We start from the raw sequence: 11,238 nt of genomic DNA, 5'->3' as shown, positions 1-11,238 counted from the left end.
CCATCCCGACTCGCCGCCCCGTCACCGTGACCGTCACCGGAGCAGGCGGGCAGATCGGATACGCGTTGCTGTTCCGCATCGCATCCGGTCAGCTGCTCGGCCCTGACACTCCGGTGCGCCTCAACCTGCTCGAGATACCGCTGGGTCTGCGCGCTGCAGAGGGCACGGCACTCGAGCTCATCGACGGCGCCTTCCCGCTGCTCGACTCGGTCGACGTGACCGACAGCGCGCGCACCGCGTTCGACGGCGCCGGCGTCGCCCTGCTGGTCGGCGCGCGTCCCCGGACGGCCGGAATGGAGCGTGCCGATCTGCTCGAGGCGAACGCGGCGATCTTCGGGCCGCAGGGTCGGGCGATCAACGAGCATGCGGCATCCGACGTGCGCGTTCTCGTGGTCGGAAATCCCGCGAACACGAACGCACTGATCGCCTCTTCGCATGCTCCCGACGTGCCCGCCGAACGGTTCACGGCCATGACCCGGCTCGATCACAACCGTGCCGTCGCGCAGCTGGCCATCAAGGCCGAGGTGCCCGTGACGGCGGTCGACGGGGTGATCGTGTGGGGCAACCACTCGGCCACCCAGTATCCGGATGTCTCGCACGCCACCGTGGACGGGCGCCCGGCGCGCGAGATCGTCGACGAGCGCTGGCTGGAGGAGGTCTTCGTGCCGACGGTAGCCAGGCGTGGAGCCGAGATCATCCAGGTTCGGGGCGCGTCCAGCGCGGCGTCGGCTGCGAACGCCGCCATCGACCACGTCTACGACTGGGTGAACGGCACGGGCGATCGCTTCACCTCGGCGGGTGTCACGACGGGCGGCGTCAACGCGGAGGCTGCCGCCTCGTACGGCCTGCCCGACGGGTTGATCTGCTCGTTGCCCGTGCGCTCGTCGCGCGGCGAATGGCAGATCGTGACCGGACTCGACGCGGATCCGGTCGCGCACGCTCACATCGAGGCATCCGTCGCGGAGCTGCTCGACGAGCGGGAGGCGGTGCGGGCGCTCGGGCATTTGCCGGGGTGAGGTCGAGCGGTGCGTCGGGCGGTGCGGCGGGTTTCGACAGGCTCAACCCTCGGTAGCGGTTCGACCCTCGGGCGCGCGTGTTTCGACAGGCTCAATCCTCGGTAGTGGCTCAACCCTCGGTGGGCGGGGGCGGGTTTCGACAGGCTCAACCCTCGGTGGGCGGGGGCGGGTTTCGACGGGCTCAACCCTCGGTGGCGGGCGGCGGCCGCTACGCGTCCTTCTGGAGTTGCACGAGCAGCTGGGGCCCGCGCCGGTCGAGGATGCCGCCGCCTACCCGCACTCCGATCGCCAGCGTGATCGGCGCCAGCACCACGCCGACCACGAGGCCGATCCAGCCGAAGAGCACGTTCCCCGTAGCCAGCGCCAGGATCAGCAGCACGATCTCCGGCGCGGTCACGAGCGCGAGAACGCCCCAGCTGATGAACGTGGACCCGAGCAGCGCGGTGTTCGCTCCCGGCCGGGTCTTGAACGGGTTGTCCCCCGGCGCGGGCGCCGGATACACGAGCACGGCCGACGTGACGGAGCACACGGCGAGCCCGCCGAACAGTAGGCCAATGGCGAGACCCAGCAGGCCGGGCAGTGCGGCCCACTGGTGCGTGATGCCGACCGTGATGAGCGTGACGGCGATCACAGCGGGCAGCCCGAACGTCAGGACGGCGGATGCCCGCCCCCACCGGTCGGCGCGGCCGGGAACGGCCTTGCTCATGTGCAGCACGAACGCTGTCGAGTCGAACGACACGTCGGCGATCAGCGTCACACCGAGCAGGAAGCCCACGAGCGGGCCCGAGACGAGGAACAGCGCGGCGGAGTGGGTCAGCGACGAGTAGAACCAGAACAGCACGGGCATGGCCGGCACGATGACCAGCTGGCGCAGGTAGCGCGGGTCGCGGAACCAGTAGATGAGGCATCGGGCGGCGATCGCGCCCGCCGGCGTCGCGGGCAGGCGGGCGAAGAGACCGAGCTTGCCCTGAGCTCTCACCTTCGCCGCCGCATGAACCGGCGTGACCAGTGAGCGCGCGAGCCCCCACCGCCAGACCACGAAGACGACAGCGATGGTGGCTGCGCCGATCAGCGCGCGAAGCACCGCGCCGAGCGGGTCGCCGAGCGCCACCTGCGACGGGATGGCCCAGATGGCGCCGAGCGGCGTCCACGACATGGCTTCAGCGAGACTCGGCAGCACGTCGGCCGACTGCCGAAGAGACGACGCGGTGGCGGCGATGATCGGTCCGAGGAGCACGAGCGGGATGAAGATCAGGATGCCTGCGGCCTCGCGGAACCTGCGCCCCGACGCGAGGCCGGCCGCGGCCGACGTGACGGCGCGGGACAGCATGACGCAGAGCGTCGCCCCCGCGATGCCGCAGAGCAGCGCGAGCACGGCGATGCCGGGCATCCGGAGCCACGATCCGAACGTGAACACCGACGCGATCATGGTGATGGCGCCGGGAACAGCGACGACGCCCGAAATGAGCAGGCCGGTGAGCAGCTTGTTCAGCGGGATGGGATAGACCGCGAGGTGCGGGGCATCCAGCGTCTGCTCGACCGAGAAGAACAGCGGCAGGATCGCCCAGCCGAGCGTGAGCACCGAGCCGGCGAGCACCACGATGGTGCGCACGAGGTCGACGGGCGCGAGGTTGAGCGCGAACAGGCCGACCACGATCAGGCCGAGAACGAACAGGCCGTACAGGGCGCCGATGATGACGGCGACGAGCTGGCCGACGCTGCGCTTGAGGCTGTTGCGCAGCACCAGCAGCCGCAGCCTTACGAGTGCTGCAACCACTCCGGGCCCTCCTGCACGCGGCGGCCGCCGACGAGCTCGACGAAACGGTCCTCGAGGTCGGCGCCGCCACGCACCTCGTCGACGGTGCCCGATGCCACCACGTGCCCGTTCGTGATCACGGCGACGTGGTCGCACATGCGCTGCACGAGGTCCATCACATGAGACGACACGATGACCGTGCCGCCGCCGCGCACGAAGCCGCCGAGGATGTCGCGGATGTTCGCCGCCGACACCGGGTCGACGGATTCGAACGGCTCGTCCAGCACGAGCAGCCGCGGAGCGTGCACCATGGCGCAGGCGAGGGCGATCTTCTTGGTCATGCCGGCCGAGTAGTCGACGACGAGCGTTCCCGCTGCGTCTTGCAGGTCGAGCAGCTGCAGCAGGTCTTTCGTGCGAGACACCGCGGTCGGCCGGTCCATGCCGCTGAGCAGACCCGCGTACACGACGAGCTGCTCACCGGTCAGACGGTCGAACAGCCGGGCGTTGTCGGCCAGCACACCGATCTGCGCCTTCGCGGCCAGCGGATGCTGCCACACGTCGATGCCGTGCACGGTCACCATGCCGGCGTCGGGCCTGAGCAGTCCGGTCGCCATGCTCAGCGTGGTGGTCTTGCCCGCCCCGTTGGGACCGACGAGACCGTAGAAGCTTCCGGCCGGCACGTCGAGGCTGATGCCATCGACCGCCCGCTTCTGCCCGAACGACTTGTAGAGGCCCCGGATCGACAGCGCGGCAGCGGCATCGGGCGTTGGCGGCGCGTAGCCGGACGGCGAAGTCGGCGGGTTCACGGCGTCGGTCATGGAGTCCCTCCGGGAGTCGCGGGCTGAGCGAGTCGCTGCGCACCTGGAGCGTCGGCGCACGGGTCGTCGTCCCAGCCTATTGCGGTCGGGCGAGACCTCAACCCGACGGGCGGAGCCCCCTCAACCCGCGGGCAGGATTGGCGTCGCCGGCCTCGTCTGACCTCGGCTCACCAGCCGACGGCGCGTGCCGCCGAGACGAAGCCGCCTGCCCAGCATCCGACGCACAGCACGAAGGCGCCGACCGTCATCCACCAGCTCGGCTGGCGGTGGAACATGCGCACCAGCCCCCAGACGAAGCCGGCGAGCGCCACCACGACGGATGCCGTTCCCGCCGCGAACAGACACGCGACGGCCGCCTCGGCGCTGCACGACTGCGGCGGGCAGTAGTCGAGGAATGCGAGCCCGAAGACGGCGATGAACGACGCCATGCCGATGAAGGCTCCCGTGACGAGCCACGTGATGACCGAGACGACGATGTCCCACACGAGGTAGGGCGGCTTCGCCTCGGGCACGATCATGCTGCGAGTCTACGAATCGAGGTTGAGCATCCGCCCGACGGGTCGCGCCGGCATGCCTGCCCCCGCTCGCCCACCATCCAGGTGAAGTCCCGTGCCGAACCTTCGCACGGGAGCGCTCGGCCCCTATCGTGGTGACGCACCGACCACGGGGGGACGCGATGGCGGAAGACAGTACGACGCAGAGCGCAGGGGCGATCGAGATGCCCGCACCGAGCGTGCGCATGCTGCTCCTGCTCTCGCTGCCCGCGCTCGCCATCGGCATCGTCTCGGCATTCGTGCTGTGGCTGCTCGAGCGCATCTCCGCGGTGCTCCAGGACGGACTGTGGACCGCTCTTCCGCATTCGATCGGGCTCGCGTCGAACAACCCGTGGTGGATGCTCGCAGTTCTGACGTTCACCGGATTCGCCGTCGGCCTCGTCGTGTGGCTGGTGCCCGGTCACGGCGGACCGGACACCGCGACCACGGGACTCGCCTCGCCGCCGCCGCGGCCGGGCACGCTCCCGAGCATCGCGGTCGTCGTCATGCTGGGACTCGCGGGCGGCGTGAGCCTCGGCCCGGAGAACCCGATCATCGCGATCAACTCGGCGCTGGCGGTCGCGGCGTTCTCCCGCATCGCCACGAAGATCCCGGCCCAGCTCGTGATGCTGCTCGCCATCTCCGCCACGATCGGCGCGCTCTTCGGCACGCCTGTCGCGGCGGCGCTCGTGCTCACCGGCACGGTCGCGGCCGTCAAGGGTGGCGGATCGTTGTGGGACAGGCTGTTCCTGCCCGTCGCCGCGGCCGCGGCGGGAGCCGTGACGATGCACCTGCTGGGCGGGCAGACGATCGCGTTCCACCTGCCGCCGCTCGGTGCGCCCCAGCCGATCGACTTCCTCACCGGGGCCATCGTCGCCGCGTTCTCGGCCTGCGTCGGGATCGCGGCGGCGTTCCTGTTTCCGTACCTGCATGCGGGGTTTCACGCCCTGCGGCATCCGCTGGCCATCACCACGCTCGGTGGTCTCGTTCTCGGCCTGCTGGCCATCGTCGGCGGACCGCTCACCCTGTTCAAGGGACTCGAGCAGACCGGCGAGCTGCTGACGCATCCGGATTCGTATTCGGCAGGCACCCTCGCTGCCCTCGCCGGCGTGAAAATCGTCGCCCTGCTCGTGGCCGCGAGTGCCGGCTTCCGCGGCGGTCGCGTCTTTCCCGTGGTGTTCATCGGCGTCGCCATCGGCCTGTTCGCTCACGCCGTCATCCCCGGCATGCCGCTCGGCCTCGCCGTGGCGTGCGGCGGCCTCGGCATCGTCATGGTCGAGACGCGGGATGGCTGGATGGCGCTCTTCCTAGGCATCGCGCTCACCGGCGACCTCACGCTGCTGCCCATCCTGTGCGTGATCACGCTGCCGACGTGGCTGCTGGTCACGAAGGCTCCGCCGTTCGAGATCGAGAGCGATGGCGGACTCGACAAACGCTTCGGCACCGGCCCGGCGGGCGGGCCACGTCGGAATCCGAGCACCATTTGAACAGGTCTGTCTGATAGAATCCGCCCATGGCAGCACACGACAAGGGCTTGTCCCCGCGGGAGCGTCTGCTCGCCGCTGCCGACGAACTCTTCTATGACGAAGGCATCCACACCGTCGGGATCGACCGCATCATCGAGAAGGCGGGCGTGGCCAAGGGCTCGCTGTACTACAACTTCAGCGGCAAAGACGATCTGGTGCGCGAATACCTGAAGGGCAGGCACGCGCGGTGGGCGGCCCGCATCGAAGCGGCGATCGCCACGAAGGATGAGCCGCGCGAGAAGGTGCTCGCGGTCTTCGACGAGCTCGGCGCCATCTTCGAGGAACCCGACTACCGGGGGTGCGCCTTCTCACGCGCGATCGCTGAGGCTCAGCCCGGCAGCACCGAGCGGGAGCAGGCATCCAGCTACCGCACCTGGGTGCACGGCCTCTTCCAGCACCTCACCGAATCGATGGGCGCCAAGGATGCCGCCAAGCTCGCCGAGAGCCTGGTCGTGCTCTACGACGGCGCCCGCATGTCGTATCAGATGGACCAGGATCCTCGGTCTGCCCGGTTCGCTCGCGACATCGCGGAGCAGCTCATGGATGCCGCCACCGTTCAGCCGGTGCGCTGACCTCCTGCCGGCCCACTCCTGCTCAGCTCCGCCTCCCGCTCCGCTCCGCCTCCTGCTTCGGGCCGCACACGGACGATCGCACGCGGGCCGCTCGTGATGCGCAGCCCGCGTGCGATGTTCCAGGCGGGGATCAGACCGTGGCCGGTCCGTTCGGGCACGGAGTCGGCGCCGTGACGGGCCGCGCTGCGCGCTCCGTCGCCACCCGCTCCCGCTCCGCAGCGGCGCGTCGTTGCTGTGCCACCAGACCGGTCGCCGCGGCGAGCAGCACGACCACTCCGTAGAGCACGACGGTGGTGGTGAGGCCGAGGGGCGCGATCAGCAGGCCGCCGATCACGGCCGGCGTGCCGAACGACAGGTACGCGACAGTGTAGACGGCGGCGAATACACCGGCCCTCTCATGGGGATGCGCGAGCCCGGTCAGCACTCGCAGCGCTCCCGACAGCGCGGCGCCGAAGCCGACACCGCCGGCGACCCCACCGGCCACGAACAGCGCGAGAGAGCCGCTGTACACGGATGCCACCACGGCGAACGCTCCGATCAGCACCGCGATGCCGGCCCAGACGAGCACGCGTCGCACCCCCACCTTGCCGAGCAGGAGCGCAGCAACCGCAGCGGCGCCTGGCGACACGAACGCGACGACGCCGTCCACGGCTCCGCTGTCGATGTGGAACACCTGAAGAACGATGGTCGGTCCGAGGCCCAGGAAGAGGGCTCCGAGCGTCCAGGTGGCCACGATTCCCGGAAGCGAGGCCGCGAACTCGGCGCGCGCGGCGGGCGGAACGGCGACGCGCGGCACGAGGCTGCGCACGGCGCCGGACTGACGACTCGACGTCTCCGGCGACAGGGCGGCCACGGCCAGTCCGAGCACGGCCACCGCCGAGAGCACCGTGAAGACGATGAGGTCAGCGACGGGACTGAACTGGATGGTCACGCCGGCGAACAGGGCTCCAAGACCGAGCCCGGCAGGCGGAACCACTCCGGCGATGACCGAGCCGAGCCGCTTGAAGCGCTCCGGGGCGAGCTCCACGATCGACGCCGTGAAGGCACTCGTCGCGGCGCCCGTCGCGATGCCCTGCAGCACACGAGCAGCGATGACCCAGCCGATGTTGGGCGCGACCACGAATCCGGCCATCGCGACGGCCTGTACCGCGAGCGCGCCGATGAGCACGGGGCGCCGTCCGATGTGATCGGAGAGCTTGCCGGCCACCAGGAGCGCGAGGATGAGCCCGAACGAGTACGCGGCGAAGGCCACCGTGAGAACCCACGACGGGAACGACCACTGCTCCTGCAGCAGCAGGAGCACCGGCGTCGGTGCTCCCGATGCCAGATACAGTCCGGCGGCGGCGAGCGACGTGCCGACGAACGCTGCCGTGCGTCCGAGGCGGAGACGCCCGCGGACCTCGGGAACGTCCGTCGTGGTGTCTCCGGCGGTGGGTGAGACGCGCAAGGTCATGCTGGCCCTCTCTCAGACTGCTGAGGTTCTCGTCGCACGTCGGACGGGCGAGTTTGAACCGATCTGTCCAATACGTTAGACCGGTCTGTTCAAGTTTGCAACCGTGGCGCACAGACGAGAACACGCCCGCGTCGGGACACGGGCGTGTTCTGGGCTCTCAGGTGAGCGGCGCGCCTACTTCTTCTTGTGCAGCACCTTCTCGTCGACGGGTGCCTCGCCCGACGCGCGCAGCGCGGCGAAGTACTCTCGTGCCTCGGCCTGGCGCTCCGCTTCGGCTCCGCTGGCGATCTTCGCGCGCAGGTGCTCCTGCTCGTAGCCGAACGCGTCGACGAGCGCCTGCGCATGCGGGCGCAGACGGGCGACGAGCCGGTCGATGTACGCCGTGACGGCCTGCGCCCGCTGGGGCGAGAGCCGGCCGTGGATGATGTGCCAGGCGACGTGCTTCTCCAGCAGACCCAGGCCGAACAGGTCGCGCAGCCACGTGAGCACCTGCTTGGTGCCGGCATCCTGCACGGTGGCCAGCGCCTCGGTGAACGCCTCCCACTGCAGCAGCTCACCGTGCGCCCTGGCCGCCTCGATGAGCTCGTTCTGCTGCGAGTTGAACAGCTCGGCCGCCTTCTCCTTGGGGAGCTTGTTCGCGTTGCGCAGTCGGGTGGCGACCTCGGCGATCATGGTCTCCACGCGGTCGGTCAGCAGCTCCCGCTGCGTCTCCGGATCGCGCAGCTGACCGACCGCACGGGCCGTCGAGCCGAAGTCGGCGACGGTCTGCGCGAGCCGGCGGAGGCCCGTGCCGTGGTACGCGCGGTCTGCGGCCTGCGCGACGACGTATCGGGCAAGCGCACCGGCATCCGCTTTGGCGAACTTCTTCGAGTAGTCGGTGAGCAGCCGCTTGGCGACCAGCTGGAGCAGCACGTTGTTGTCGCCTTCGAACGTCACGTAGACGTCGAGGTCCGCGCGCAGGCCGACCAGGCGGTTCTCGGCGAGGAACCCGGCGCCGCCACACGCCTCGCGCGCTTCCTGCAGCGTGTCGAGGGCATGCCAGGTGGACAGCGGCTTGAGCGCCGCGGCGAACGTCTCGAGGTCTTGCCTGTCGTCGTCGGTGTCGGCCTTGCCGCTGAACACCTCATCGAACTTGACGAGGAGCTTGTCGTGGGCGAAGAACTGGGCGTACGTCGTGGCGAGCCTCGGGATGAGCCTGCGCTGATGGCGCTGATAGTCGAGCAGCACCTCTTCGTCGGTGTCGCTCGCCGCCGTGAACTGCCGGCGCTGGTTGCCGTACGTGATGGCGATGGCCAGGGCCATGGCGGAGGCGATCGTGGATGCGCCGTCGAGCGACACCCTGCCCTGCACGAGCGTTCCGAGCATGGTGAAGAACCTGCGGCCGGGGCTCGCGATGGGGCTCGTGTACGTGCCGTCCTCCGCAACGTCGCCGTACCGGTTCAGCAGGTTCTCGCGCGGGATGCGCACGTTCGTGAAGTGCAGGCGTCCGTTGTCGACGCCGTTCAGGCCGCCCTTGAGACCGTCGTCCTCGCCGCCGATGCCGGGCAGGAACTCGCCGGTCGCGGCGTCCCTGATCGGAACGTAGAAGCAGTGCACGCCGTGGTTCACGCCGTTCGTGATGAGCTGGGCGAACAGTGTGCACGCGATCGCATCGTTCGCGGCGTTGCCGAGGTAGTCCTTCCACGCGCCGCGGAACGGCGTGTCGATGACGAACTCCTGGGTCTCCGGGTCGTAGGTGGCCGTCGTGGCGATGGAGGCGACATCCGAACCGTGCCCGGTCTCGGTCATCGCGAAGGCGCCTGGCACATCCAGGCTCATGATGCCGGGCAGGTACTTCTCGTGGTGCTTCTGCGTGCCCAGGTGCATGACGGCGGCGCCGAACAGGCCCCACTGCACTCCACCCTTGATCTGCAGCGACGGGTCGGCCGTGACGAGCTCCTCGAATGCCGCGATGTTGCCGCCGTGGTCGTCGCCGCCGCCGACGGAGGCCGGGAACGCGCGATGCACCTGGCCGTTCTCCACCAGCAGCTTCAACTGGCCGAAGACGCGCCGTCTCTGCTCGTCGAGGCTGAGCCCCTCCACCCGCTGCAGCGCGGGGTCCTTGGCGAACTCGCGCGACGCGAGGCGGATGTCCGCCCAGGTGCCCAGAAGCGTGCGTCCGAGTTGCGCGACATCCACCTCGGCAGGCGGGGCGTCGACATCGACCGGTCCGGTCTGCGGCGTGTATTCGAACCGGTCCGCGCGCGCCACGCGTTCGGATGCGGTCTTCGAAGCGGTGTCAACCATGGTCGGTCTTCTTCTTCCGTGGAATCAGCGGCGCACGCCGGCCGCGACGAGGCTCGCGGCATCCCGGCGTGCGGCGCCCGGATTCCGGGCGTCCGTTCCACGGTAGGTCGACCGGCGAGGGGCGGCGAGTCGGCGGTGCGGAACGCACAAATGCCCTCGGAAGCGCGGCGCGGATACCTGTGGGTTTGCGCAATCACCGACTCAGGGAGCGCTGGATGACGACGCTCCCGGCTCGGGATGCGCCCACCTCGCCCACGCTGCGACGTAGATCGCGAGCCCGGCGATGAGTCCCGTGACCACCCAGAGCACGACCGTGAAGTCGATCCACGATCCGATCGGCGGCGAGCCGGGCAGGAACGTGCGCAGCGGGATGGTCGCGAACAGCATGGCGCCCATCCATCCCATGAACGACGCCTCGAGCTTGCGTCTGCCCCTGAATGCCGTGATCGCGACGAACAGCACGAGGCACGGCATCACGACGAGGAGAGCGAGCAGCACGAACGCGAACGCGACGGTGCTGGCGGATCGGGAGGCGCTGAACTCGAGCAACGGCGCGGTGCTGATCGCTTCAGACAGCGAGGCGGGAAGCTCGGGCGGCGCCTTCGTCTTCTGCGCGACCGAGGCGGACCACCCCGGTACGTCGCCCTTCATCCATACGGTCGTGGGTATCGGTCGTGAGACGCCGTCGGTCGTTACATAGGCGAGGACCACGAGGTCGTCGACGTCGTAATGATCGAACGGCCAGGTTCCGATCTCGCCGTCGGCGAGCATTCGGATGGGCTTCGTGCCGATGGCCGAATCCGCCTTGAACGAAAGAGTCTGGCTTCCTTCGATGGGCGAGATGATGACGTGGATGTCTTCCGCCAGGGCGAGGCCATCGCCCGTGAAGAGAGTGTCAGACGGGTCGATGTACGCCGTCATGTCGGCTCGCTGGCGCGCGGCGTCGATCCCTTCCACCGTGAGCACGACGGTGACGCCACCCTTCTCAGGCTCCGGTTCCTTGGCGTCGAACGACCTCACGCTGCCGCTCAGCGCATACAGCGTGACGACGGCCGCGTAGACGAACACGAGCACCACGACCACCGCCACGGTGCCCACGACCCGGCGCCGCCGGCGTGAAGCGCCCGGGGGCCGAGACGCACCGGGCTCGGGCGATCCGACGGCCGGGATGCGCGACGAACCCTCGGCGTTCCGTGCCGGCTTCTCGCCTGGTGTTGCGTCCTCCACGCCGCAGAGCCTACGGCGACGACGCTCGCCGGTCGGTCAGCCCCGCTGATC

At 69.6% G+C, this 11,238-nt stretch carries 9 protein-coding genes; 3 read left to right on the top strand and 6 right to left on the bottom strand.

Annotated features, from left to right (window positions below; genetic code table 11):
* The first annotated feature begins 2 nt into the window (after positions 1–2).
* On the top strand, positions 3–1,016 hold the full coding sequence (locus VHB92_RS15685) for a malate dehydrogenase (protein WP_325454704.1): 1,014 nt from the start codon (positions 3–5) through the stop codon (positions 1,014–1,016).
* A 208-nt stretch (positions 1,017–1,224) separates the two neighbouring features.
* Here the strand turns inward: VHB92_RS15685 and VHB92_RS15680 are convergent, their stop codons facing one another.
* The 3 genes from VHB92_RS15680 to VHB92_RS15670 form a co-directional block, all read right to left on the bottom strand.
* Positions 1,225–2,793: a transporter gene (locus tag VHB92_RS15680; RefSeq protein ID WP_325454703.1), complete on the bottom strand. Its 1,569-nt coding sequence runs from the start codon at positions 2,791–2,793 to the stop codon at positions 1,225–1,227.
* A complete protein-coding gene (locus tag VHB92_RS15675) occupies positions 2,775–3,590 on the bottom strand; it encodes an ATP-binding cassette domain-containing protein (RefSeq protein WP_325454702.1) in 816 nt (271 codons plus the stop codon). The genes VHB92_RS15680 and VHB92_RS15675 overlap by 19 nt, the downstream gene beginning before the upstream one ends.
* Before the next feature lie 167 nt (positions 3,591–3,757).
* Positions 3,758–4,108 (bottom strand): hypothetical protein, encoded by a 351-nt coding sequence (locus VHB92_RS15670; RefSeq protein ID WP_325454701.1) that lies wholly within the window; start codon positions 4,106–4,108, stop codon positions 3,758–3,760.
* Positions 4,109–4,266: 158 nt separating this feature from the next.
* Here VHB92_RS15670 and VHB92_RS15665 point away from each other — a divergent pair, with 158 nt between their 5' ends.
* Positions 4,267–5,610, top strand: a complete 1,344-nt coding sequence (locus tag VHB92_RS15665) for an ion channel protein (RefSeq protein WP_325454700.1) — start codon at positions 4,267–4,269, stop codon at positions 5,608–5,610.
* A gap of 26 nt (positions 5,611–5,636) precedes the next feature.
* Positions 5,637–6,221 (top strand): TetR/AcrR family transcriptional regulator, encoded by a 585-nt coding sequence (locus VHB92_RS15660; protein ID WP_325454699.1) that lies wholly within the window; start codon positions 5,637–5,639, stop codon positions 6,219–6,221.
* A gap of 130 nt (positions 6,222–6,351) precedes the next feature.
* On the opposite strand, the gene VHB92_RS15655 is transcribed toward VHB92_RS15660, so the two are convergent.
* The 3 genes from VHB92_RS15655 to VHB92_RS15645 form a co-directional block, all read right to left on the bottom strand.
* Entirely contained in the window at positions 6,352–7,674 is a 1,323-nt protein-coding gene (locus VHB92_RS15655) for an MFS transporter (RefSeq protein WP_325454698.1), read from the bottom strand.
* A 174-nt stretch (positions 7,675–7,848) separates the two neighbouring features.
* Positions 7,849–9,960 (bottom strand): acyl-CoA dehydrogenase, encoded by a 2,112-nt coding sequence (locus VHB92_RS15650; RefSeq protein WP_325454697.1) that lies wholly within the window; start codon positions 9,958–9,960, stop codon positions 7,849–7,851.
* Between the two features lie 201 nt (positions 9,961–10,161).
* The gene (locus tag VHB92_RS15645; protein WP_325454696.1) at positions 10,162–11,187 is read right to left on the bottom strand and encodes a DUF4436 family protein; all 1,026 of its coding nucleotides are present in this window, start codon (positions 11,185–11,187) and stop codon (positions 10,162–10,164) included.
* Positions 11,188–11,238 lie beyond the last annotated feature (51 nt).

The organism is Humibacter sp. (assembly GCF_035547335.1).
Classification (GTDB): Bacteria; Actinomycetota; Actinomycetes; order Actinomycetales; family Microbacteriaceae; genus Humibacter.
Note: the sequence above shows the minus strand (reverse complement) of the source record. Positions and strands in the feature narration are given on the sequence as shown.